The 23,633-nt window shown below is 69.4% G+C and carries 25 protein-coding genes and 1 other RNA gene; 20 read left to right on the top strand and 6 right to left on the bottom strand.

Annotated features, from left to right (window positions below):
• Positions 1-18: 18 nt before the first annotated feature.
• From ABD999_RS18595 to ABD999_RS18585, 3 genes are all read right to left on the bottom strand, one after another.
• Positions 19-798 carry a hypothetical protein gene (locus ABD999_RS18595; RefSeq protein WP_148034196.1) on the bottom strand — a complete coding sequence of 260 codons (780 nt, stop codon included), beginning with the start codon at positions 796-798 and terminating at the stop codon, positions 19-21.
• A gap of 77 nt (positions 799-875) precedes the next feature.
• Positions 876-2,291 (bottom strand): DUF1996 domain-containing protein, encoded by a 1,416-nt coding sequence (locus ABD999_RS18590; RefSeq protein WP_271276710.1) that lies wholly within the window; start codon positions 2,289-2,291, stop codon positions 876-878.
• Positions 2,288-2,920 (bottom strand): DUF4142 domain-containing protein, encoded by a 633-nt coding sequence (locus ABD999_RS18585; protein ID WP_261808830.1) that lies wholly within the window; start codon positions 2,918-2,920, stop codon positions 2,288-2,290. Before ABD999_RS18585 ends, ABD999_RS18590 begins: the two co-directional genes overlap by 4 nt.
• Positions 2,921-3,040: 120 nt before the next feature.
• On the opposite strand from ABD999_RS18585, the gene ABD999_RS18580 reads away from it, so the two are divergent.
• The 14 genes from ABD999_RS18580 to ABD999_RS18515 all read left to right on the top strand — a co-directional run bounded on the left by ABD999_RS18580 (position 3,041) and on the right by ABD999_RS18515 (position 14,752).
• On the top strand, positions 3,041-3,595 hold the full coding sequence (locus ABD999_RS18580; protein WP_246639336.1) for a sigma-70 family RNA polymerase sigma factor: 555 nt from the start codon (positions 3,041-3,043) through the stop codon (positions 3,593-3,595).
• Positions 3,595-3,792, top strand: coding sequence for a zf-HC2 domain-containing protein (locus ABD999_RS18575; RefSeq protein WP_148034194.1), 198 nt, complete (start codon positions 3,595-3,597; stop codon positions 3,790-3,792). Before ABD999_RS18580 ends, ABD999_RS18575 begins: the two co-directional genes overlap by 1 nt.
• 83 nt (positions 3,793-3,875) lie before the next feature.
• On the top strand, positions 3,876-4,139 hold the full coding sequence (locus tag ABD999_RS18570; protein ID WP_148034193.1) for a hypothetical protein: 264 nt from the start codon (positions 3,876-3,878) through the stop codon (positions 4,137-4,139).
• 24 nt (positions 4,140-4,163) lie between these two features.
• The gene (locus ABD999_RS18565; protein ID WP_345482808.1) at positions 4,164-9,035 is read left to right on the top strand and encodes an NAD-glutamate dehydrogenase; all 4,872 of its coding nucleotides are present in this window, start codon (positions 4,164-4,166) and stop codon (positions 9,033-9,035) included.
• Between the two features lie 240 nt (positions 9,036-9,275).
• Positions 9,276-9,812 carry a hypothetical protein gene (locus ABD999_RS18560; RefSeq protein WP_271279089.1) on the top strand — a complete coding sequence of 179 codons (537 nt, stop codon included), beginning with the start codon at positions 9,276-9,278 and terminating at the stop codon, positions 9,810-9,812.
• A gap of 56 nt (positions 9,813-9,868) precedes the next feature.
• Positions 9,869-11,203, top strand: coding sequence for an SRPBCC family protein (locus ABD999_RS18555; RefSeq protein ID WP_271279090.1), 1,335 nt, complete (start codon positions 9,869-9,871; stop codon positions 11,201-11,203).
• 41 nt (positions 11,204-11,244) lie between these two features.
• Positions 11,245-11,628, top strand: coding sequence for a gas vesicle protein GvpJ (gvpJ, locus tag ABD999_RS43945; RefSeq protein WP_271279091.1), 384 nt, complete (start codon positions 11,245-11,247; stop codon positions 11,626-11,628).
• 1 nt (position 11,629) lies between these two features.
• Positions 11,630-12,424: a GvpL/GvpF family gas vesicle protein gene (locus ABD999_RS18545; RefSeq protein ID WP_271279092.1), complete on the top strand. Its 795-nt coding sequence runs from the start codon at positions 11,630-11,632 to the stop codon at positions 12,422-12,424.
• A 34-nt stretch (positions 12,425-12,458) separates the two neighbouring features.
• Positions 12,459-12,683 (top strand): gas vesicle protein GvpG, encoded by a 225-nt coding sequence (locus tag ABD999_RS18540; protein ID WP_148034189.1) that lies wholly within the window; start codon positions 12,459-12,461, stop codon positions 12,681-12,683.
• Positions 12,684-12,719: 36 nt separating this feature from the next.
• On the top strand, positions 12,720-13,082 hold the full coding sequence (locus ABD999_RS18535) for a gas vesicle protein GvpO (protein ID WP_271279093.1): 363 nt from the start codon (positions 12,720-12,722) through the stop codon (positions 13,080-13,082).
• On the top strand, positions 13,079-13,459 hold the full coding sequence (locus ABD999_RS18530; protein WP_378525242.1) for a gas vesicle protein: 381 nt from the start codon (positions 13,079-13,081) through the stop codon (positions 13,457-13,459). Before ABD999_RS18535 ends, ABD999_RS18530 begins: the two co-directional genes overlap by 4 nt.
• Complete coding sequence (locus ABD999_RS18525; protein WP_271279094.1) at positions 13,449-14,231, top strand: GvpL/GvpF family gas vesicle protein; 783 nt, start codon at positions 13,449-13,451, stop codon at positions 14,229-14,231. Before ABD999_RS18530 ends, ABD999_RS18525 begins: the two co-directional genes overlap by 11 nt.
• Positions 14,218-14,457 carry a gas vesicle protein GvpJ gene (gvpJ, locus tag ABD999_RS18520; RefSeq protein ID WP_148034187.1) on the top strand — a complete coding sequence of 80 codons (240 nt, stop codon included), beginning with the start codon at positions 14,218-14,220 and terminating at the stop codon, positions 14,455-14,457. The genes ABD999_RS18525 and gvpJ (ABD999_RS18520) overlap by 14 nt, the downstream gene beginning before the upstream one ends.
• Positions 14,441-14,752: a gas vesicle protein K gene (locus ABD999_RS18515; RefSeq protein ID WP_271279095.1), complete on the top strand. Its 312-nt coding sequence runs from the start codon at positions 14,441-14,443 to the stop codon at positions 14,750-14,752. Before gvpJ (ABD999_RS18520) ends, ABD999_RS18515 begins: the two co-directional genes overlap by 17 nt.
• Before the next feature lie 6 nt (positions 14,753-14,758).
• Here ABD999_RS18515 and ABD999_RS18510 read toward each other — a convergent pair whose 3' ends face one another.
• Positions 14,759-15,766 carry a DUF8094 domain-containing protein gene (locus tag ABD999_RS18510; protein ID WP_271279096.1) on the bottom strand — a complete coding sequence of 336 codons (1,008 nt, stop codon included), beginning with the start codon at positions 15,764-15,766 and terminating at the stop codon, positions 14,759-14,761.
• Positions 15,767-15,814: 48 nt separating this feature from the next.
• Between ABD999_RS18510 and prfB the strand changes: the two genes are divergently transcribed.
• Positions 15,815-16,930 (top strand): peptide chain release factor 2, encoded by a 1,116-nt coding sequence (gene prfB, locus ABD999_RS18505; RefSeq protein WP_271279097.1) that lies wholly within the window; start codon positions 15,815-15,817, stop codon positions 16,928-16,930.
• Here prfB and ABD999_RS18500 read toward each other — a convergent pair.
• A complete protein-coding gene (locus ABD999_RS18500; protein ID WP_219543539.1) occupies positions 16,916-17,107 on the bottom strand; it encodes a hypothetical protein in 192 nt (63 codons plus the stop codon). The two genes, prfB and ABD999_RS18500, sit on opposite strands and share 15 nt — an antisense overlap.
• Positions 17,108-17,310: 203 nt before the next feature.
• On the opposite strand from ABD999_RS18500, the gene ftsE reads away from it, so the two are divergent.
• The 5 genes from ftsE (at position 17,311) to ssrA (ending at position 21,954) form a co-directional block, all read left to right on the top strand.
• Complete coding sequence (gene ftsE / locus ABD999_RS18495; RefSeq protein ID WP_091079803.1) at positions 17,311-18,000, top strand: cell division ATP-binding protein FtsE; 690 nt, start codon at positions 17,311-17,313, stop codon at positions 17,998-18,000.
• A gap of 21 nt (positions 18,001-18,021) precedes the next feature.
• The gene (gene ftsX / locus ABD999_RS18490) at positions 18,022-18,930 is read left to right on the top strand and encodes a permease-like cell division protein FtsX (RefSeq protein WP_148034182.1); all 909 of its coding nucleotides are present in this window, start codon (positions 18,022-18,024) and stop codon (positions 18,928-18,930) included.
• Positions 18,931-18,953: 23 nt separating this feature from the next.
• Entirely contained in the window at positions 18,954-19,421 is a 468-nt protein-coding gene (gene smpB, locus ABD999_RS18485) for an SsrA-binding protein SmpB (RefSeq protein WP_148034181.1), read from the top strand.
• Positions 19,418-21,274 carry a penicillin-binding transpeptidase domain-containing protein gene (locus ABD999_RS18480; protein WP_148034180.1) on the top strand — a complete coding sequence of 619 codons (1,857 nt, stop codon included), beginning with the start codon at positions 19,418-19,420 and terminating at the stop codon, positions 21,272-21,274. Before smpB ends, ABD999_RS18480 begins: the two co-directional genes overlap by 4 nt.
• Before the next feature lie 296 nt (positions 21,275-21,570).
• Positions 21,571-21,954: a transfer-messenger RNA gene (gene ssrA / locus ABD999_RS18475) on the top strand.
• Positions 21,955-22,006: 52 nt separating this feature from the next.
• On the opposite strand, the gene ABD999_RS18470 is transcribed toward ssrA, so the two are convergent.
• On the bottom strand, positions 22,007-23,581 hold the full coding sequence (locus tag ABD999_RS18470; protein WP_271279098.1) for a long-chain-fatty-acid--CoA ligase: 1,575 nt from the start codon (positions 23,579-23,581) through the stop codon (positions 22,007-22,009).
• Between the last annotated feature and the right edge of the window lie 52 nt (positions 23,582-23,633).

Genomic DNA, 23,633 nt, shown 5'->3' with positions numbered 1-23,633 from the left:
GGTCGATCATGGGCGGGGTCATCCCGCCTCCCGGTACTTCCGCCGGGCCTCGGCGAGGCTCACCGGCGCGTTGACCCCCGCGGGCACCTCGACGGGTGCGTCACTGGCCTCGGGCGCGTCGACCCACTCCGCGGTCTGCGGCGGCCGCAGCATCGTCGCGAGCAGGCGGACGAGCAGCGCAGAGGCGACGGCGGCCAGGCAGGCGATGTACGACCAGGAGACCCAGCTCGCCGCCCACCGGCCCGCGGTGAGTCCGTGCAGGATGGAGACCGGCCAGGCCACGTAGGCGGAGGCGTGCATCAGCCGCCACACCCACGGCCTGCCGGTCACCGCGAACCTTCCCCGTACGATCCCCGTGATCACGACCACGACCATCGCGTCGAAGGCGATCGTCCCGAACCCGACGTAGATCCCCTCGACGGGGATCACGGCGGCGGCCGGCGAGACGTGCTCCAGCGAGATCATGAGCGCGACGTGCGTGAGCAGGAACGCCGTCCCGGCGAACGCGGCGGCCCGGTGCGCGAGCTGCGCGCGGACCCGGTTCGCCGGGGACAGGAAAACACGTTCGGTGGTGAGCAACCCCAGGGCCACCGTCGCTGTCAGGGACACCAGCGCCAGCACGCCCGCGTAGTACTCGAGGAAGCTCACCCCTCGGCCGAGCATCTCCATGCCGCGATCCGTCAGTGTCAGTGCGAAGACCGACAGAAGGACCGCGGCGATCGACGCGCTCGCCCCGAGCCGGATGTTCCTGGTATCCAGCTGAGTGGGGGCGTGCCGGGGGTGTCGTCTGTGGAGCATCCATTCCCTCCAAGGTCGGATGAGGGTGCGACTCGGGAGGGCCTACTCGGCCTCGTTGCTGTTCCCGGGGACGGAGGTCAGCAACGACGGCCTCGGTTGATGCAGTTCACGACGTTGGACATGAGCCGCTCCGGCATCACGTTCACGAAGTCACCGTGGTCGGTGACCGGGTTGTGCAACTGCTCGGGGAAGGCGTCGAGGGCGAACGAGGGTCCCCTTGGCACCGAGTAGGCCAGAGTCATCCGCAGCTGCGGGACCGGCTGCGTGCCCTGCGGGCAGGCGCCGCTCTGGTCCGGGAAGACGATGTGCGTGCGGTGGTTGGCGCTGTCGTTGTTCTGGCCGTCCCAGCAGCTCGGGAAGTCCATGATCCGGAGGACCTGGCTGCCGCGCGGGCACAGGGGGTACTTGTCGGAGCTGATCCGGTTGGTGAAGCCGCTGCAGGACCAGCCGGCGCGGGCGTTGGCCGGGCCGTTGGTGGCCGCCTTGGCGTCGCCGGTGATGATCCGCAGGAAGCGCGGCATCGCCACGACCCGGGCACGCGCGTTGCCGCGGAACTGCAGGGTCACCGACCGCGGACGGAGCACCTGGCCGACGTTGCGGTCGGGGTCGTCGACGTTCTCGTCGACCGTGCGGTCGCGCAGCACCGGCCAGAAGTACGTGGACTTGTCGCCCAGGCGGCACGTGGTGCCCGCGGCTTCCAGGCTCTCGTCGGTCGAGAAGGCGTCTGCCGACAGGTTGCCCACGTAGTCGTGCAGGTGGTGTGCCCCATTGCGCACTCCGGGAGCGACGATGAAGTTGTCGGGGTTGAAGTGGCCCTCACCGTTGGTGCCGCAGCGGGACACGAACGTGCCGCGCGAGCCGCCTCGGCCGATGCGGGCGTCCTGCCGGCTGCGCGGGATCTGCCTGATGTCCACGAAGTCGGTCACGAACGGGCCGATGTTCAGGCAGTCCGACTCCTGGCCTCCGGTGGGCGACGGTGAGGCGGTGCTGGACGGCTGCTGACTGGGCCTGGGCCTGTTCCGGCGGCGGTCGCGGTCCTGGTCCCGGTTCCGCTGCCCGAAGGTCTCAGCGGACGCCTCAGGGTCCGCCGGCGGGTCGACGAGGGCCCCGCCTCCGTTCTGGCCCTGCTGGTCGTTCTGGTTCTGGTTCTCCTGGTTCTGTTGCCCGTCGCCGTTCTGGTCCTGCTGGGCTCCCTGATCCTGGCCCTGCTGGTCGTCGTCCCGGCCCTGGTTCTCCTGATCCTGCTCCTGCGGAGCCTGGCTCTGCTGCGGCTGGTCCTGAGGCTGGTCCTGTGGCTGGTCCTGCTGCTGGTCTTCAGGCTGGTCCTGAGGTTGGTCCTGCGGTTGGTTCTGCTGCTGACCAGGAGGCCGCTGTTCGGTGATCTCACAGTCGGCGAAGGCCGGTTGAGCGCCGCCGACGACCACTGCGGACACCAGCCCGCCGGCCACCACCGCTAAGGCGGATATGGCCGCGGCCATGCGTCTGGATCTCATGGTTGTCTCCTCGGGTCGACCGCCGCTGGGGCGGGTGCTGCCTGTGAGGGCAACGGGGGCTCCGGAAGCTCGTCGTAATTGACCAGGCCGGTGGACTCCAGCAGCGTCATGTGCCGCATGACCACGGTCACGGCCGTCCCGGCGAACTTCCTGATCTCGGCGTTGCGGGTGCCCGCCCTCACGTTCGCCACGACGGCGAACACCTTGCCATGTGCCGCACGCAGCAGGCGGGCGAAGTCCCTGTCGAATGCCGGACCGGTCTCGGACGCCAGCTGCGCCATCCACCGTTGCTGGTCAGGGCTCGGCCGATCGGGAAGCGGGACGTTGAGCTTCGCCGCCACCCGGCGTACCTGCGCGTCCAGCTTCGTGTGGTCCTCCACGAGATGTTGCCCGACGTCCTTGACCCGCGCGGAGTCCGCGCGCTTCTGGGCCCATTGGCCGACGGGGATCTCCCAGAGGCCGGCTTGCCGCACCTTGACGAGGAAGTCGCGGTCCGCGGGCCCGAGCGGGCCCGTGGACGTCTGCGTCACCTCTGTCAGCACGGCCGTGTTCGCCTGCGGCATGACCAGGAGGATCGTGACCGCTGCCGCGAGGGCGAAGCCGCCGAACATCACTACTTCGCCACGCAAAAGCCTGTGCATGGTGGGAGGTACGCGGCCTTATCACGGCCGGTTCACCCATCCTGAGGAATAGTTAGAAATAACTGGAGTTATCGGAGTGGCTACCGGACTGATAACGAAGGTGTAAAGATGTGCCCCGTGCTGAGTCACCTCGACGGCAGGTTCGAGAGTGCTGATGCCGAGGCGGAGCACCGCATCGCGGTGCTGTACCAGGAGTTCGGCGGCCCTCTACTGCGCCATGTACGTAAGTCGACCGGTAACGATCTGCAATGGGCTGAGGATGTGGTGCAGGAGACGCTCGTCCGGGCCTGGCGCAACTCGGCCAGACTGCAGTGGGAACCGGGCCTCCTCTGGGCGTGGCTGCTGACCGTGGCCCGCCGGATCGTCATTGACGGACGTCGGCGAAAGAGTGTTCGGCCTCATGAGGTCGAGCCCCCGGAAGTCGACATGATGGCGGTGCCCGACGGCTCCGAGAGAGCGCTGTCCGCGATCGTCGTGGCGGACGCTCTGCGCAGCCTGTCGGACGAACACCGCGAAGTTATTGAGCAGACCTACCTACGGGACCGTACGATAAGTGAAGCGGCGGCGATTCTGGGGATCCCGCCGGGCACGGTGAAGTCCCGGCTCTACTACGGCATCCGGGCTCTCCGTGAACTTCTGCGGGACAAGGGGGTAGCCGGCTGATGCATGACGGGGTGGCCGCCTACGTCCTCGGCGTGCTCGATGATTCGGAGCACGAGGCGTTCGAGCGCCACCTCGAGGTGTGCGAGCAGTGCCAGGCTGAGCTTGTCGAACTGGCCGAAGTGCCGGACCGGCTCGACGAGCTCAAGCAGGCGCCCTCCGCATCCGAAGACGACCCGCCGATGTCGATGTCACGTTGACGTCTTTGCCCTTTTCGGGTGGTATCGGTACGGCGAGGCGTGCGCCCGGTTTCGCTTCACCGGGGATGTGGGGGAGGTGTGCGGTGGGCATCGACGACGATGCGACCGTCCCTCGCGACAGGCAGTTCGGTGAGGAGGGCCGCCGGTTGTCCTACGGCGGCCGCCTCCGGCTGGTCGAGCAGGTCGAGGTCCTGGGAGACGATGACGCCCCCAGGACTTTCTTGCGTTCGGGGCCGATGTCCCGCCGGCCGGAAGTTTTCAGTCCATACGGGCATGTCCGTAGTGAAATGTACTATTTCCCGCTGTCGTGGGAACTCAAAGCCTGGCTCCAACCCCGCCATGGCTAACCCTCACAAAGGAGTGAGAGCGAAATGCCGCTCGACGAGGCCAAGGATGAGCTGCTCCAGCGAGCCGCGCAACGGTGCGCGGTGGGCAGCGACCATGTGAGCCCCGAGGAGGCACTGACCTTCCTGCGCGTCTACTACCGGCACGTGCCCCCCGACGACCTGCTCGACCGCAATCTGGTGGACGTGTACGGTCCGGCGATGTCGCAGCGGCAGCTGGCCGAGACCCGCCCGCAGGGCAGGCCGGTGGTCCGGGCCTACACCCCCACCCTGGACGAGAACGGCTGGGACCCCGGCCGCTCGGTGGTCGAGGTGGTCACCGACGACATGCCGTTCCTGGTCGACTCCGTCACGATGGAGCTCGACCGGCACGGCATCGGCGTCCACCTCGTGGTCCACCCGCAGATCCGGGTCCGCCGCGACCTGACCGGCAAGATCCTCGGCAGCGGCCAGGAGGACGTCACCGGGCAGATGCTGGTCGAGTCGTGGATCCACGTCGAGATCGACCGCCAGTCCGACCCCGCGCTGCTCAAGGCCCTGGAGACCGACCTGCAGCGGGTGCTCACCGACGTGCGCCACGCGGTCGAGGACTTCCGCAAGATGCGCGCGCTGGCCCTGCAGACCGCCGAGGACCTGGCGGTGAACCCCCCGCCGCTGCCGCCCGCCGAGGTCGAGGACAGTCTCGACCTGCTGCGCTGGCTCGCCGACGGGCACTTCACCTTCCTCGGCTACCGCGAGTACCGCCTGGAGAGCGGCGAGGAGGGCGAGACGCTGCGCGCCCTGCCGGGCGCCGCGCTCGGCATCCTGCGCGACGACAAGGTGCACTCCGACAGCTTCTCCGCGCTCCCCGCGGAGCTGCGCGCCAGGGCCCGCGAGAAGCAGCTGCTCATCATCACCAAGGCCAACTCCCGCGCCACCGTCCACCGCGACGCATACCTCGACTACATCGGCGTCAAGCTCTTCTCGCCCGAGGGCGAGGTCGTCGGCGAGCGCCGCTTCCTCGGCCTCTTCACGCACGTCGCGTACAACGAGTCCATCTCCCGCATCCCGGTGCTGCGCCGCAAGCTGGCGGCCGTGATCGAGGCCGCCGGGCTGACCGCGGAGAGCCACGACGGCAAGGACCTCATCGAGATCCTGGAGACGTTCCCCCGCGACGAGCTGTTCCAGACCTCGACCGAGCAGCTGCTGCCGATCGCGCTGGGCGTGCTGCGGCTGCGCGAGCGCAAGCAGGTCAAGCTCTTCCTGCGGCGCGACGACTACGGCCGCTACATCTCCTGCCTGATCTACCTGCCGCGCGACCGCTACACCACCATGGTCCGCCTGCAGATGCAGGAGCTGCTGCTCAAGGCGCTGGGCGGCAAGGGTCTCGACTACCGGGCGTCGATAGGCGAGTCCGCTCTGGCCCGGCTGCACGTCGTCATCCGCGGCGAGCGGGGCAAGCAGCTCCCGGCGCCGGGCGTGGACGTCGAGGAGCTGGAGGCGCGGCTGGCCGCGATCACCCGCTCCTGGGAGGACGACCTCGGCGCGGCCATCAGGGAGATGACCTCCGAGGAGGAGGCCCCTGGGCTGGTCAAGCGCTACCACGTCGCCTTCCCCGAGGCGTACAAGGCCGACTTCCAGCCCCAGGTGGCCGTGGCCGACCTGCGCCGGCTGGAGCACCTCGTCGGCGCGGGCGACGACGAGATCGACCTCAACCTGTACGAGCCGTACGACGCCGCGGAGGGGGAGCGGCGGCTCAAGGTCTACCGGCTCGGGTCGTCCATCTCGCTGTCGAAGATGCTGCCGCTGATCCAGCGCCTCGGGGTCGAGGTGGTGGACGAGCGCCCGTACGAGATCGACCGCGACAACGACCCGGCCACGAAGAACGCCTGGATCTACGACTTCGGGCTGCGCTACACCCCGTCACCCGAGATCGAGCGCGGCGACTTCAAGCGGCTCTTCCAGGACGGGCTGATGGCGCTCTGGCACGGGCGGGCGCCGGCCGACGACTTCAACGCGCTCATCCTGAAGGCCGGGCTGACCACGGAGCAGGTCGAGATCCTGCGCGTCTACGCCAAGTACCTGCACCAGGCCGGCAGCAACTTCTCCCAGCGCTACATCGAGCAGGTCCTGCTGGGCAACGTGCGGCTGTCCCGGCTGCTGGTGCGCCTGTTCGAGTCCCGCCTGGACCCGCGCCGCGACGGCGAGGTGCGCGAGGACCTGACGGGGGCGCTCAAGGAGGAGATCCTGGGAGCGCTGGACGAGGTGGCCTCGCTGGACGAGGACCGGATCCTGCGCGCGTACCTGGAGATGATCGAGGCGACCCTCCGCACCAACTACTTCCAGACCGTCGACGGGAAGCGGAAGCCGTACATCTCGCTCAAGTTCGACCCGCAGGCCATCAGCGTGCTGCCGCTGCCGCGGCCGAAGTACGAGATCTTCGTGTACTCGCCCCGGGTGGAGGGCGTCCACCTGCGCTACGGCAAGGTCGCCAGGGGCGGGCTGCGCTGGTCGGACCGGATGGAGGACTTCCGGACGGAGATCCTCGGCCTGGTCAAGGCCCAGATGGTGAAGAACACGGTCATCGTCCCCACCGGCTCCAAGGGTGGGTTCGTGGTGAAACGTCCGCCCGTGACCGGTTCCCGGGAGGACCTGCTCGCCGAAGGCGTCGAGTGCTACCGGATGTTCATCTCCGGCCTGCTCGACGTCACCGACAACCTGGTCGACGGCAAGGTCGTGCCGCCGCCCGACACCGTCAGGCACGACGGCGACGACACCTACCTGGTGGTCGCGGCCGACAAGGGCACCGCGACGTTCTCCGACATCGCCAACGGGGTCGCCAAGGAGTACGGGTTCTGGCTCGGCGACGCCTTCGCCTCCGGCGGATCCATCGGGTACGACCACAAGGCCATGGGCATCACCGCCCGCGGCGCCTGGGAGTCGGTCAAGTACCACTTCCGCACCATGGGCGTGGACGTGCAGACCACCGACTTCACCGTGGCCGGCATCGGCGACATGTCGGGCGACGTGTTCGGCAACGGCATGCTGCTGTCCCAGCACATCCGGCTGGTGGCCGCCTTCGACCACCGCCACATCTTCATCGACCCCAGCCCCGACGCGGCCCGCTCCTACGCCGAGCGGCGCCGTCTCTTCGAACTGCCGCGCAGCTCCTGGGCCGACTACGACGCCTCGCTCATCTCCAAGGGCGGCGGCGTGTTCCCCCGTACCGCCAAGTCCGTCCAGCTCACCCCGCAGATCCGCGACGCGCTTGGCCTGCCCGGCGACGTGACCTCACTGGCGCCCAACGACCTGATCAGCGCCATCCTGCGCGCCCCCGTCGACCTGCTGTGGAACGGCGGCATCGGCACCTACGTCAAGTCCAGCGCCGAGACCCACGCCGACGTCGGCGACAAGGGCAACGACTCGCTCCGGGTCGACGCCGCCGACCTGCGCTGCAAGGTCGTCGGCGAAGGCGGCAACCTCGGCTTCACCCAGCTCGCCCGCATAGAGTTCGCGCTCGACGGCGGCCTCATCAACACGGACTTCATCGACAACTCCGCCGGCGTCGACACCTCCGACCACGAGGTCAACATCAAGATCCTGCTGGACCAGGTGGTCCGCGACGGCGAGATGACCGACAAGCAGCGCAACCAGGTCTTCACCTCCATGACCGACGAGGTGGCCGAGCTGGTGCTGCGCGACAACCACGCGCAGAACGTCGTCCTGGCCGCCGCCCGCGCCCAGGCCGTCGAGATGCTCCACATCCACGCCCGCTACCTGCGCCGCCTCGAACGCGACGGCCGGGTCAACCGGGGTCTGGAGTTCCTGCCGTCGGACAAGGCGCTCGCCGAGCGCCGACAGTCCAGGCTCGGGCTGACCGCGCCGGAGTTCTCCGTCCTGCTCGCCTACACCAAGCTCGTCGCCGACGCCGAACTGCTCGGCACCGAGCTCCCCGACGACCCCTACCTCGCGCCCCGGCTCGTCTCGTACTTCCCGTCGGCGCTGCGCGAGCGGTTCCGGGCCTACATGGACGCGCACCCGCTGCGGCGCGAGATCATCGTCACCGGCATCGTGAACGACCTGGTCAACTCCATGGGGACCACGTTCCTGTTCCGGGTCGGCGAGGAGACCGGCGCCTCGCTGCCCGACATCGTGCGGGCCTTCCTCGTCACGCGTGAGGTCTTCGACCTGGCCAGCTTCCACCGCAAGGTGGAGTCGCTGGACAACGAGATCGACACCGCCACCCAGCTCGCCATGCTGCTGGAGGCGCGCAAGCTCGGCGAGCGCGGCACCCGGTGGCTGCTCACGAACCGCCGCCCGCCGCTCGACCTGGCGGGCTCGGTCGGCTTCTTCGTCAAGGGCGTCAACGGCCTCCTCGGCCACCTGCCCAAGCTGCTCACGGGCCCCGACCTGGCCGCCTTCGAGGACCGCCGCGACTCCTTCGTGGCCCGCGGCGTCCCCGCCGACCTGGCCGAGCGGGTGGCCGCCATGGTGCCCGCCTACTCCACCTTCGACCTGGTGGAGATCGCCTCCATCAGCGGCCGCCCGGTCAACGAGGTCGCCGAGGTCTACTTCGACCTCGCCGACCGCCTCCAACTGGCCCGCCTCAGGGAGCGCATCATCGCGCTGCCCCGCGACAGCCGGTGGAACGCGATGGCCCGCGCCGCCCTCCGCGACGACCTCTACGCCGCCCACGCCTCGCTCACCCGCGACGTCCTGGCTCACAGCTCCTCCGGGCTGCCCCCCGAGGAGCGGCTGGCCAGGTGGGTGGAGGCGAACTCGGCGGCGGTCGGGCGCAGCAGGCAGACGCTCTCCGAGATCTGGGAGAGCGACAACTTCGACCTGGCCACGCTGTCGGTGGCGCTCCGCGCCATCCGCACCCTGGTCTCGTCGACCAGCCTCCCGCGCACGGAGGCCTGAGCCCGTCGTCCGGGGCGGCGCCTGATCGGCCGGTGCCGCCCCGGACGAGGCGGGTTTCACCAGTGGTCCGGATGGACGCGCCTCGCGTCAAGTCTGCGCCACTTTTCACCGAATGAGGTGCTTTGTCCGAATTGCGGGTAGGGCATGCCGCGGCGAACAGGCACCAGCACATTCGGGTCTGTCCGCCTGCACTGCACCAGTGTTCGTCGAGATGGTGAGCGAGCGGAAGGAGCGCTGATCATGTCGAACAAGTTGCAGGTGGCCTTCGCCGTACTCGCCGGCTATTGCCTCGGAAGGCGCCGGAAGCTGCGCACGGCGGCGGCTCTGGCGGCGGCGGGGCTGGCGGGGCGTGCGAGCTGCGGCAACGGGGGCCCGCTCGCGCAGGGCGTCAAGGCGCTCGGCTCGACCCCGGAGCTCCAGCAGATCACCGAACGCCTTCGTGGCGAGCTCGTGGAGGCCGGCAAGACGGCGGTCATGACCGCGGCGAGCAGGCAGATCGACTCTCTGAGCCAGAGGCTGCAGGAGCGCGCGGGGTCGCTCGGCGGTGTCGGCGAAGCCGCGGACAAGGTCACCAAACAGGCGTCCCGCGACGAAGAAGGCGAAGAAGGCGAAGAAGAGGACTACGAGGAAGAGCCTGAAGAGGAGGAGGGCGAAGAGGAAGAGGCCGAGGAGCCGGCGCGGGCCAAGCGGCCGGCGCGGACCCAGGAGAAGGCCGAGGGTGAGGGGGCACGTCGGCGCACGCGTCCCGTCCGGCGGGCCGGCCAGTCACGGGGGTGAGCGAAGTGGCTGATGCGGAGAGATTGAGGAAGGCGGCGACCGGTGCCGTCCGGGGAGTGGCAGGCAAGGCGGGGAGAACGGCACGCAAGGCCGGCGAAACCGCGACGGAAACGGCCGGGGACCAGGTCAAGGACACCGCGGGCAAGGCGGCCGAGACCGGCCAGGGAGTCGCGGGGAAGGCGGCTGAGACCGGCCAGGGGGTCGCCGGCAAGGCGGCCGAGGCCGGCGAGGGAGTCGCCGGCGGCCTGCCGATGAGCCGGCTGGTGGAGTCGGCTCAGGGTCTCCTGCAGGCCGCGGGGACGCGAGTGCTGTCCTCCGCGGGGGACAAGATCGAAGGCCTGACAGGCCGGCTCACCGACTACGTGGAACACGGGGGCAAGAGTTTGATGAGCGCGGTGACGGGCTCGGACAAACCGGGCGGCTTCCTGGGCGGGGCTCTTAAGGGCGGGCTCAAGGGCGGGCTCAAGGGCGTGATGCAGAAGATCACCGGCGGTGGTGGCGGTGGCGGACGAGGCCACGAGAAGGTCACCAACATCGTGGAGGCGCTCGACGTCGGCGCGCCCCGCCGTCTGGTGTACGACCAGTGGACCCAGTTCCAGGACTTCCCGACCTTCATGAAGAAGGTCGAGACCGTCAAGCAGGACTCCGACGAGGAGCTCACCTGGAAAGCCCAGGTCTTCATGTCGCACCGGAGCTGGAAGGCGACCATCATCGAGCAGATCCCGGACCAGCGGATCATCTGGCGCTCGGAAGGGGAGAAGGGCCGCGTCGACGGGGCGGTGACCTTCCACGAGATCACTCCCGACCTCACCCGGGTCCTGGTGGTGCTGGAGTACCACCCGCAGGGCCTGTTCGAGCGGACCGGCAACCTGTGGCGCGCGCAGGGACGTCGGGTGCGGCTGGAGCTCAAGCACTTCCGGCGGCACGTGATGGCGCACCTCCTGCAGAACCCCGACGAGCTTGAGGGCTGGCGCGGCGAGATCCGCGACAGCGAGGTCGTCAAGGATCACGAGACCGCGGTCCAGGAGGAGCAGGCCGAGCAGGGCGAGCAGGGCGAGGAGGAAGAGGAGCCCGAGGAGCCTGAAGAGGGCGAGCGGGCGGAAGCCGAAGAGCCCGAAGGCGAGGAGGAAGAGGAACCCGAAGAGGAGGAACCCGAGGAGGAGCCTGAGGAGGAGGAAGAAGAGGAAGAGGAGGAGCCCGAGGAAGAGGAAGAGGAACCCGAAGAGGAAGAGGAAGAGGAACCCGAGGAAGAGGAGCCCGAGGAAGGGGAGCCCGAGGAGGAGGAGCCGCCCAGACGGCCCGCCACCGCGCGGCGTCGTGGCACGACGTCCAGACGCCCGGCTCCCGAGCCCGAGCGGCCGGTGCGCCGCCGTCGGGCCAGATCCGAGTAGTCACCCGTCAGGGCCGGTCGGCCACTACCAGGGGGTATGACATGACCGTGCAACCTGCCGGTCGCGGCTCGCCTGCCGGCGGCGGCGGCTCGGGGACGAACCTCGCGGACGTCATCGACACCATTCTCGACAAGGGCCTGGTCATCGACGCCTTCGTCCGCGTCTCACTGGTCGGCATCGAGGTGCTGACCGTGGACGCCCGGATCGTCGTGGCCAGCGTCGACACCTACCTGCGCTTCGCGGAGGCGGTCAACCGCCTCGACCTGTCGACCACGCAGAAGGACCTGCCCGAGGTCGTCCAGGGCGTGACGCAGGCCAAGTCCGTCGACCAGGGCGAGGAGCCCGCGCTCGAAGCCGCCGCCGACGAGGTCGAGGACGTGCCCGAGGAACAGCCCCGCGAGGCACGCCTCAGAGAGGATGACTGAGATGTCACCACGCGGAGAGGCCGCCCGGCCCGCGGACACCTCATCGGCGGACGTGAACGGCACCGCGTCCTACGTGTACGGGATCGTACCCGTGGATGTCGAAGTGGAGCCCGGGACCGAGGGGGTCGGAGAACCCGGCGGCCAGGTGGGACTGGTGACCTTCGGCGAGATCGCGGCGCTGGTGAGCGACGTCCGGGCCGACCGGCCGCTGGGCCGGCCGCGGGACCTGCGGGCGCACCAGACGCTGCTCGACCAGACCGCGGCGGAGGTGCCGGTGCTGCCGTTCCGGTTCGGGGCGGTGCTGACCGGCTCCGACGCCGTCCTGGAGGAGCTGCTGAAGCCGTACCACGACGCGTTCGTCGACGCCCTGCGCGAGGTGGAGGGCCGGACGCAGTACGTGGTCAACGCCCGGTACGACGAGCGGACGATCCTGAGGGAGGTGCTGGAGGAGAACGAGGAGGCCGCGACGCTCAGGGATCGGATCGCCGGCCTGCCCGAGGACGCGACGCGCAACGAGCGCATGCGCCTGGGAGAGATCATCGAGCACGCGATCGCCGGCAAACGGGAGACGGACACGGCGACGGTGCTGGAAGCCCTCTCCGACGTGTGCGAACAACTGGTCGTACGCGACGTCGGCCACGAGCGCGAGGCCGCGCACGTGGCCGCGCTGGTGGAGCGGGACAGACAGGCCGAGTTCGAACAGGCCGTGGACGAACTGGCCCGCCGGTGGTCGGGCCGCGTCGAGGTTCGCCTGCTCGGGCCGATGGCTCCGTACGACTTCGTGGGTACGGCCTGACCACGGACACGACGTCGTGGAGGAGTGAACATCGTTGGGACTGGGGACGCTGCTCTTTGGCTGGCCGCTGCTGCCGATCTACTCGGTCGTCAAGCTCGGCGAGCTCCTGAGAGACGAGGTCGAGCGGGAGCTGCGCGATCCGGCCGTGGTCCGGCGCCGCCTGGAAGAGGTGGAGCAGGCCAGGGCCGCCGGTCGGATCTCCGAGGAGGAGGAGGCCCGGGCGGTCGAGGAGATCCTGCAGGGGATGACCGGCTGGTGAGGTGGGGGCCGCACCAGCGGATACGGGGGTGATTTCGTGCCTGCCAGGCAGGGGACCGAGCGCAAGCACGCGTCAGGCGGAAAGGGAGCGGACGACGGCGGCGAGGAGCCGCCTCGCACGCGTTCCGCGGACATCCCGGCCGCCGCGGCGGCCGACATGGGGCTGCGCATGATGAGCGAGCTGACCGGCAAGGACACCGAGAGCGTCACACGGGTCGAGCCGTCGGACGACGGGTGGCTGGTGGGAGTGGAGATCGTGGAGGACCGCCGGATCCCGTCGTCCGGCGACACCCTGGCTCTCTACGAGATCGACCTCGACATGGAGGGCGAACTGCTGTCCTACCGCCGGGTGCGCCGCTACAAGCGGGGCAGCGGCGACCCCGCCGAGAGCCCGCGGTGAGCGCCGTGAGGTCGGGCCCGTACGTTCCCGGGTCCTCGATGCAGCAGCAGGGTTACAGCGGCCGCGAGTCGGCCAACCTGGGGGACATCCTGGAACGGGTGCTCGACCGGGGCGTGGTGATCGCCGGCGACATCCAGGTGAACCTGCTCGACATCGAGCTGCTGACGATCAAGCTCCGCCTGCTCATCGCCTCGGTCGACACGGCCAGGGAGATGGGCATCGACTGGTGGGAGCACGACCCGTGGCTGACCGGCGACGCCCACGAGCTGGCCAAGCAGAACCGCAAGCTGCGCCGCCGCCTCGCGGCGCTGGAGGAGATCGTCGCCACGCGGGCGGAAGCCGCCCACGAGCCGGAGGCGGTCGAGCGTGGACGCTGAGCAGGGCGTCTACCTGTACGCGGTGACCCGTGACGAGGGCGGCGAGCCCGACGGCCCGGCAGGCGTCGCCGGTGCCCCCGTGCGCCGTCTGGCGCACCGGGGCCTGGCCGCCTTCATCAGCACGGTGTCGCTCCAGGAGTTCGGCGAGGAGTCGCTGCGGCGCTCGATGGAGGACCTCGCCTGGCTGGAGGAGATCGCGCGCGCCCATCACCGGGTCGTGGAGGCCGTCGCCCGCCGGGGCCCCACGGCCCCCGTGCGGCTGGTCACCGTCTACACGGGTGAGGCGCAGGTCCGGGAGCTCCTCGACGAGCGGCACGCCCAGTTCGAGGAGGTGCTGCGCCGGGTGTCGGGCCGGTGGGAGTGGGGCGTGAAGGCCTACGCCGTCGCGAGCCCCGCCGAGCCGGTGGCGGAAACCCAGGACGCGCCGCCGGGAGCCGCCTACCTGAACCGCCGCCGGGCGGCCCTGCGCGGACGTGAGGACGGCTGGCGCCGGGCCGCCGAGCACGCCCAGGCCGTGCACGAGGCGCTGATGGGCATCGCCGTGGCCGGCACCCGGCACCGGGCCCAGGACCCGCAGCTGTCAGGGCGGCGGGAGCAGATGGTGCTCAACGGCGCCTACCTGGTGGACGAGGCACGCGCCGCCGAGTTCGCCCGGGTGGTCGAGGACCCCGCCGAACGGGGCGTCACCCTGGAGCTCGTGGGCCCCTGGGCGCCCTACTCCTTCGCCGCGCTCGGCCACGACGGTGAGACGGCGTACGGTGACGCCTCCTGAGCCGAGAGGGGGCCGGCTCGCCGCCGAGGGACGCCTGCCCGAGCAGCGGGTGGCGCTCGTCGACCTGCTGGACCGCCTGCTGGCGGGCGGGGTGGTGGTGACGGGCGACGTGGTGCTGTCCATTTCCGGCATCGACCTCGTACGGATCTCCCTGCGGGCGTTGCTGGTGTCGGTACGGGAGGGCGACGCGGTAGACGGAGGGATGCGGCATGACAGAGCGGACTGACCGGCAGGCGGTGAAACCGGGGGAGTGGCGGCTGGAGACCGACGCCGACTCGGTGCATCGTGACCTGAGCCGCCTGGTGCTGACGCTGATCGAGCTGATCCGTCAGCTCGTGGAGCGTCAGTGTGTGCGGCGGATGGACCGCGGCGAGCTGTCCGGGGAGCAGCTGGAGGCGGTGGGGCTGACCCTGATGAGGCTGGAGGAGGCCATGACCGAGCTGTGCGAGCGGTTCGGCCTGACGCCTGCCGACCTCAACCTCGATCTCGGGCCGCTCGGCACCCTGCTCCCGGAGGACTGACCCCGTTCACTGCCCGGTCGCCTTCGTCAGCGCCCCTTCGTGGCCGACGACCTCCGCCGCGGCCGGGGCCGTCGCCGGGGGGACCGCGGTCACGTACGTGTGGATCTCGGTGAGCCGGAGGTTGCGCCGCACCACCGGCGCCGAGATCGACCAGCGCGCCGAGTCGGGCACCGGGATGTAGTCGTCCTCGGCCGTCTTGGTCGTGGTCGTGGTGGTGCGGGAGAGCGAGTATTGGATGATCGCGCCTCCGTCGCCGGTGCGCAGGGCGTACACGGGGTGGTCGCCGGCCTGGAAGATGGAGTCGTAGCTGAAGCCGGCCTTCTTGGCCTTCTGCCTGGCCTCGGTGATCTGGCTGGCGACGTCGGTGGTGTAGGGGCCGTCGGCGATGAGGCCGGCCGCGACGCCGTCGGTGCCCGTCTCGGCCACGGTGGCGTGCAGAGGGCCGATGAGCTGGGGGCGGATGGTGACGCTCCGGTCGTCGCCGGCGATCGCGGTGGCGTACCCCTGGTCGTCGAGGGCGACGTCGGGCCGGTGCGCGGGGTCGAGCAGCCGGGAGGCGGCGCTGAGCCGCCAGTCGCCGTTTCTGGCGAAGGTCAGCATGGTCGGCTCGCCGTCGCGGTCGGCCAGCACCGAGAACCACACCGCCTGGGCGCCCTCGGCGAAGCGCGGCACGTACAGGGTGGGGGAGCCCCACTCGTGACGGGGCGGCCGGCCGCCGCTGGACAGGTAGGCGACGGCGGTCAGCCGGGCCTCCGAGTCGCGTACGTACTCCATGGCGAGCCGCAGGTCGCCGGAGGCGCGCAGGACGCTGTCGGTGGCAACGAAGGTGGTGAACACCTCGCCCGCCTCGGCGAGCGTCACCTCGGGCTCGGCGGGCGTCGGGTCGGCGGACGGGCTCGGCGAGGCGGCCGTGGGGGTGCGCGAAGGATCCGCGGCGGAACCCGAGCAGCCGGACGCCCCCGCCAGCAGGACGGCGGCGAGCGCCAGCGCCTTACGCCGACCGTGTACACGCACCTGGCCATGTTATTCGGCACCCCCGCCGGTCGCGTACTCTAAGGAGGCGTGGCAGACATCGATCCGGCAGACGCAATCAACGAGCTCGCCGGCACGCTCCGCAGCATCCAGGACGTGCTCGACCTCGACTCCATGCGCAAGCAGATCGAGGAGCTGGAGACGCAGGTCGCCGCCCCCGATTTGTGGGACGAGCCGGACAAGGCGCAGAAGGTCACCAGCAAGCTCTCCCACCTCCAGGGCGAGCTCAACCGCGTCGACGGCCTGAGCCGCCGCCTCGACGACCTCTCGGTCCTGTACGAGCTCGCGGCCGAGGAGGCCGACGACGACACCCGCGCCGAGGCCGACAAGGAGCTGGTCTCGCTGCGCTCCGACATCGGCGCGCTGGAGGTCCGCACCCTCCTGTCGGGCGAGTACGACTCGCGCGAGGCCCTGATGACCATCAACTCCCAGGCGGGCGGCGTCGACGCGGCCGACTGGGCGGAGATGCTGCTGCGGATGTACCTCCGCTGGGCCGAGCGCAAGGGCTACCCCACGGAGGTCTACGAGACCTCGTACGCGGAAGAGGCGGGCATCAAGTCGGCCACCTTCGCGATCAAGGCGCCCTACGCCTACGGCACGCTCAGGGGCGAGCACGGCACCCACCGGCTGGTGCGCATCAGCCCGTTCGACAACCAGGGGCGCCGCCAGACCTCGTTCGCGGGCGTGGACGTGGTGCCGGTCGTCGAGCAGACCGACCACATCGACATCAACGAAGACGAGATCCGCGTCGACGTCTACCGCTCGTCGGGCCCCGGCGGCCAGGGCGTCAACACGACCGACTCGGCCGTGCGCATCACCCACCTGCCGTCCGGCATCGTCGTCTCCTGCCAGAACGAGCGCTCCCAGCTGCAGAACCGCGCGACCGCCATGAACGTCCTCCAGGCCAAGCTGCTCGAGCGCAAGCGGCAGGAGGAGGCGGAGAAGATGTCGGAGCTGCGCGGGGCGACGACCACGTCATGGGGCACGCAGATCCGCAACTACGTCCTTCACCCGTACCAGATCGTGAAGGACCTGCGGACGGCCACGGAGGCGGGCAACCCGAGCGCGGTGCTCGACGGCGATCTCGACCAGTTCATCGAGTCGGAGATCCGCTGGATGCGCCGCCAGGAGTCAGACGCCCAGTAGGTGTTCGAGCACCAGGGTCGCGAAGAGCGCCACGAGGAGGACGACCGCGATCAGGGCGGGTGACAGGCCGGCGAAGCCATGACCGTGCAGCCGCTCGCGGTTGGCTCGGCAGAGGGCGCAGCGGCCTTCGATGACGGGGTGCGCGCACTGCGCGCATACGAGGTGTTGGCAACTCATGTCAGCCCCAAGTCTAGCCGCACAATCGTTTTGTTTCCGTTATGGACGTTCCATGCCAGTCTTCCCTCTAGACTGTGCTCCAGCCAATCGGAACGTCGATCAATGGTAAAGCTGGGCGTCCCCGATCGGTGCGTGGCGGGAAGTGGGCATGTGCCACCCTCGCTTCCGTCCTGACCCCTAGACTGGCATGCCGTGATGCTCTCGTGATCCATTTCGATAATGTCACCAAGGTCTACGCGAACCAGAACAGGCCCGCCCTGGACCACGTCTCTGTCGACGTGGACAAGGGTGAGTTCGTGTTCCTCGTCGGTCCTTCGGGATCAGGCAAGTCCACCTTCCTCCGTCTGATTCTCAAGGAGGAGCGGCCCAACTCCGGCGCGATCCACGTCGCCGGCAAGGACCTGGCCCGCCTCTCCAACTTCAAGGTGCCTCACCTGCGCCGCCGCATCGGCTGCGTGTTCCAGGACTTCAGGCTGCTCCCGAACAAGAACGTCTACGAGAACGTGGCGTTCGCGCTCGAGGTCATCGGCAAGCCGCGGCGGTTCATCCGCAAGGTGGTGCCGGAGGTCATCGAGCTGGTCGGCCTGGAAGGCAAGGCCCACCGCATGCCCGACGAGCTGTCCGGCGGCGAGCAGCAGCGCGTCGCCATGGCCCGGGCGTTCGTCAACCGGCCCATGATCCTGCTGGCCGACGAGCCGACGGGCAACATCGACCCCGCGACGAGCATCGGCATCATGAAGGTGCTCGACCGGATCAACAGGACCGGCACCACGGTCGTCATGGCCACGCACGACGCGGCCATCGTCGACTCCATGCGCAAGCGTGTCGTGGAGCTGGAGGACGGCAAGATCGTCCGCGACCAGTCGCGTGGCGTGTACGGCCAGGCGTACTGACAGGGAGCAGTAGACACAATCATGCGGGCGAACTTCATCTTCTCCGAGGTCTGGATCGGCCTCCGTCGCAACCTGACCATGACGATCGCGGTCATCATCACCGTCGCGGTCGGCATGGCGATGCTGGGCGTCGGCTTGATGATCAACGCCCAGGTCGGCATGATGACGACCTACTGGTACGACAAGGTCGAAGTATCCGTCTTCCTCTGCACCAAGAACAGTGACATGCCCGCCTGCAAGGGCAAGGCCGTCACCCAGGCGCAGACCCAGGCGCTGCAGAAGCAGATCGAAGGGCTTCCCGGAGTCGAGCAGGTCTTCTACGAGGACCAGGCGACGGCCTTCAAGAACTTCCAGGAGGCCTTCAGCGCCAACCAGCCCATGCGCGACGCCACCAAGGTCGAGGACATGCCGACCTCGTTCCGGGTCAAGCTGGCCAACCCGGACAACTACCAGCCGGTGATCCAGGCGTTGCAGGGACAGCCGGGCGTCTCGCAGGTGGTCAACCAGAGAGACCTGATCAGCCAGTTCTTCACCATGCTCGACAAGGTGCGCTGGGCCGCCCTGATCGTGGCCGTCATCCTGGTGCTCGCCGCCGCGCTGCTGATCGGCAACACGGTGCGGTTGTCGGCGTTCAACCGCCGCCGGGAGACGGGCATCATGCGGCTGGTCGGGGCCTCCAACCTCTACATCCAGCTGCCCTTCGTCATGGAAGGCATGATCGCGGGCCTGATCGGCGGCGTGTTCGCCGCGGTCATGCTGATCGTGACCAAGGTCTTCATGTTCGACGAGGTCGCCCAGTATCTGTCGTCCGGCGGGGCGCAGATCGGCTGGGACGACGTGGCGTCGGTGATCACCCTGACTATGATCATCGGTGTGGTGATCTGTGTCCTGGCATCGTTCGTCACTCTCCGCCGATACCTCAGGGTCTGACGAAACGCCGGTAAGGTCGAAGCATGCCACGTGAGACCGGGCGAAAGGTCATCGCCCAGAACAAGCGTGCCCGGCACGACTACCACATCGAAGACACCTTCGAGGCGGGGCTGGTCCTGCAGGGCACGGAGGTGAAGTCGTTGCGGGAGGGCCGCGCCTCACTGGTCGACGGCTACGCCAGCGTCGAAGGCGGCGAAGCGTGGCTGTTCAACGTCCACATCCCCGAATACGCGCAGGGCACCTGGACCAACCACGCAGCCCGCCGCAAGCGCAAGCTCCTGCTCCACCGCAAGGAGATCGACAAGCTCGCCACCCGGGTCAAGGAGGGCGGGCTCACGATCGTGCCGCTCCAGCTCTACTTCAAGGACGGCAAGGCCAAGATCGAGATCGGCGTCGCGAGAGGCAAGAAGGACTGGGACAAGCGGCAGTCGCTGGCCGAGAAGCAGGCCAAGCGCGAGATGGCCCGGGCGCTGCGTCACCGCAACCGATGAACCGAGTCCGCCGCACGCTGGCCGCGACCGTCACGCTGGCGATCGCGAGCATGACCTTGACCGGCTGCTTCGAGGAGGCGTCGCCGCACGACGCGGTGCGCGACTTCCTCGTCGGCTGGCAGTCCAACGACTACGAGCTGGCCGCCTCCCGCGCCGACGGTGACCCCGCCGTCGTGCGCAAGGCGCTGTCGGACGCCAAGCTGCAGCTCGACGCGGCCTCGTTCCGGTTCCGCATCAAGAGCGTGCGGGTGACCGGCGACGAGTCGCAGGCCGAGTTCGGCGTCGAGGTCGACCTGGGCGACAACAACCCCTTGTGGACGTACGACAGCGTGCTCCCGCTCCGTCTCGACGACGGCATGTGGAAGGTGAAGTGGTCGCCGGCGGTGCTGCACCCCCAGCTCAAGGAGGGGCAGCGGTTCGCGGTCAAGGCCAAGCCGAAGCCGCGCCAGCCGGTCCTCGACCGCGGCGGCGACCCGCTGCAGCAGGACATGTTCCTGTACGTGGCCGGAGTGGTGCCCGCCCAGCTCGGCGACCGCGCCGAGGAGGTCGTCAAGCAGCTGTCCCAGATCACCGGATACGCGGAGGACCGGCTGCTCAGCCGGATCCGGTCCGCGCCGCCCAACGAGACCGTGCCGCTGATCACCTTCGGCCGCACCCGCTACCAGTCGGTGAGACAGAAGCTCGACGCCATCCCCGAGGTCAAGACTGTCACGGAGAAGCAGCCCGTCGACCCCGCGAGCCCCAAGCAGATCGTCGGCCGGGTCAGCGCGCTCACCCCGGAGACCGAGCAGAAGCTCGGCGGCCCCCAGCGGGCCGGCGACTCGATCGGCCAGAGCGGGCTCCAGCAGGCCTACCAGGGCTACCTGACAGGCTCCACCGAGACCCAGGTGATCATCCTCGACCTCAACACCGGCGAGGAGGTGGCGTCGCTGCAGCAGTGGCCCGGCCGTCAGAACAGGTCGGTGCAGACCACGATCGACAGCGGCGTGCAGGTCGCCGCCGAACGCGCCGTCTCCAGCACCCGCGCCAGCGCCCTGGTGGCGGTCGACAGCTCGACCGGCGAGATCAGGGCGGTCTCCACCCGCGGCCTGCACCAGCAGAACGACGCGCTGGCGGGCCGCTTCCCGGCCGGCACCGCGTTCTCCATCGTGGCGGCCGACGCCATACTCAAGGCCGGGGTGCAGACCAAGCAGAAGCTCCCGTGCCCGGCCGAGCGCACGGTCGGCGGTGCCCGGTTCGTCAGCGCGGCCCAGGTCACCGGCTCCTCGCCGACCTTCCAGCAGAACTTCGCCGCGGGCTGCGTCACCGCGCTGGCCTCGCTCGCCCGCCGGGTGACCGGCGACGACCTGGCCCGGAGCGCCGAGAACTTCGGCATCGGCCTGCCGTGGCAGCTGCCGCTCAAGTCGTTCAGCGGCTCGCGGCCGGCCTTCGACGGCGACGCGGCCAAGGCCAAGGCCATCGCGGGCCAGAACGTCGAGGTGAGCCCGCTCAGCATGGCCCTGGTCGCGGGAGCGGTGGCGTCCGGCACCTGGCGGCCGCCGGTGCTGGTCACCGCGCCCGACACCCCCGACGCCGCCGACGAGGTGACGCCCGCGCCGCAGCCCCCGCCCCGGCAGCTCGACCCGCAGGTCCGCGAGGCGCTGACGGCCATGATGAGGGCGGGCGCCCAGGGCACCCCCGCCCAGGCGGGCAGCGGTCGCGTCCACGGCGTGACGTCCGCCGCCACCGGCAAGGAGAACGACGCCTGGTTCGTCGGCTGGCAGGGCGACCTGGCCATCGCCGTGTTCACCAGGAACTACAACCCCGCCGCCGTGGCCGGCAGCTTCTTCGCGGCCCTCGGCGACACTCCGTGATTTTTTCGTGACAAGAAGCAACCATCGGACAGGCCGGTTGCGTCTTAATGAGTGACCGGTCCCGCTCGGGGGGTTGCGGGACCAGTCGTCGTGATGAGATCAGGACTTCATCTCGGGGGAAGTCCTGCCGTCATTGACCGGCTCGACCCTGCCGGTCGCCCCCGGGAGCGTGATGCTGCTGTGCTGCGCTTCCGGGGGCTCCACGGCGTTCGCCGGGAATCAAGTTGGCATCTGGGGTGTTGTCAGAGGTATCGTCGTCATGCTCGATCCTCCGGGATCGTGTTGACAACTCCACAGGGGGTGACTGGCTTCGACTTTGACCTTGCAAGTCAGGAGAAGCGGGCCGAGGACTGCGGACATAACCTCGTTAATCCTGTGACCGCAAACAACAAGTGCCAATTCTAAGCGCACTGAGGTCAGCCAGGGTTCCCTGGCTCTCGCTGCCTAAGTAGCGAAACCTCTGTCAGCCCGAGAGTGCCTTCGGCTCGGGATCTGGCATCGTCAGAAGGCTCAACCGATCGACCCGGCCACGGGGGTGATCGGGAAACCAAACAGTGGCTGAGCCCGTCGGCGACTCGCCTGCGTGATCGCCGGGGCTGAGAAAAGCACAGCAGGCTGCGCCCGGAGAAGCCCTGTCTTGGGGTTGAAGGACGCGGGTTCGATTCCCGCCACCTCCACTTCGAAGACGCGGAAAGCCCGGCCGGATCATCCGGCCGGGCTTTTCGCGTTCCGTCAGGAGTCCTGCTTGACCATGTCGCGCAGGCGGTTCTTGAGGATCTTGCCCGAGGCGTTGCGCGGCAGTTCGCTCACCACGACGGCCTTGGTCGGCTTCTTGTACGAGGCGAGCCGGGTCAGGCAGAACTCGGACAGTTCCGCCACCGTGGGCGGGTCGGCCTCGTCGCGCGGGACGACCACGGCGACGGGCGTCTCGCCCCACTTCTCGTGCGGGCTGCCCACCAGGGCGATCTCGCGGACCTTGGGGTGGTCGGCGAGCACGGCCTCGACCTCGGCGCTGTAGATGTTCTCGCCGCCGGAGATGATCATGTCCTTGAGGCGGTCGACGACGTAGAAGAACCCTTCCTCGTCCACCCGGACCAGGTCTCCGGAGTGGAACCAGCCGCCCCGGAACGCCTCCTCGGTCGCCCCCGGGTTGTTCCAGTAGCCCGTCATGGTCTGCGGGCCCCGGTAGACGATCTCCCCGATCTCGCCCTGGGGCACGTCGTTCATGTCCTGGTCCACCACGCGCACCTCGACCAGGGGGACGGGCTTGCCGACCGAGCCGATCTTGCGGATGGCGTCCTCGCCGGGCAGGGACGTGGTGATGGGCGACATCTCCGTCTGCCCGAACACCGACACGTTGGGCACGCCGGGGAAGGCCGCCTCCATCGCCCGCAGGATCGCCGGGGTCGCGGGCGCGGCCCCCCACGAGATGGTGCGCAGCGGGATGTCGCGCTGGGGTAGCGTGGGGCTGGCGCAGACGGCCTGCCACTGGGTCGGCACGAGGAAGGCGTTGGTGACCCGCTCCGACTCGACCAGGTCGAGGAACGCCTCGGGGTCGAAAGCGCCGGTCGGCGTGATGACGGTGGTGTAGCCGAAGATGAGGTTCGGCACGATCACGCCGACCGCGGCGATGTGGAACATCGGTGAGGTGACGACGCAGATCTCGTCGGCGCCCGGACGCAACGTCTGCAGCAGGGTGATCGTCTGGCCGAGGAGGTTCTCGTACGTGAGCATGGCGCCCTTGGGCAGGCCCGTCGTCCCCGACGTGTACATGATCAGGGCGACCGCGCCGAGGTCGGCGGGGCCGCTCGCCCCGCTCGGCGTCGCGCCCGCGACGGCTTCCTCGTAGCGTTCCGCGCCCGCGCCGGCGGCGTCCGGGGCGTCGCCGACGACCAGGCAGGGCAGCTCGGCCTCCTTGCCCGCCCGCACCGCGGCGACCACCGGGGCCAGCGGCTGCTCCACCACGATCGCGCACGAGCCCGAGTCCTCGGCGAGGTACGAGACCTCGGCCGCGACCAGCCGGAAGTTGACCGGGACGGCGATGGCGCCGAGCCTGTTGATCGCCACCAGTGTCTCGACGAACTCGGGACGGTTGGTCAGGAGCACCAGGACCCGGTCGCCCTCGCCCACGCCGCGGGCTTCGAGCGCGGCGGACAGGCGGCGGCTGCGCTCGTCCAGCTCGGCCCAGGTCGTCGTCTCGCCCTTGAACCGTATGGCGGGCCGTCCTGGCTGTGCGCCGGCGTGTTTGGTCACCTGGTGGACCCAGGTGAGTCGCTGGTGGGGGTGGGCACTGTGGACCGTGCTCATGTTCTTCCTTCCCGTCCCTCGGCTGTAAGTGAGAACTTACAGCCGGGTGCCC

The organism is Nonomuraea ferruginea (genome assembly GCF_039540635.1).
GTDB classification, from domain to species: domain Bacteria; phylum Actinomycetota; class Actinomycetes; order Streptosporangiales; family Streptosporangiaceae; genus Nonomuraea; species Nonomuraea ferruginea.
The sequence above is the reverse complement of the archived record's forward strand: the minus strand, read 5'-3'. Positions and strand labels throughout refer to the sequence as shown.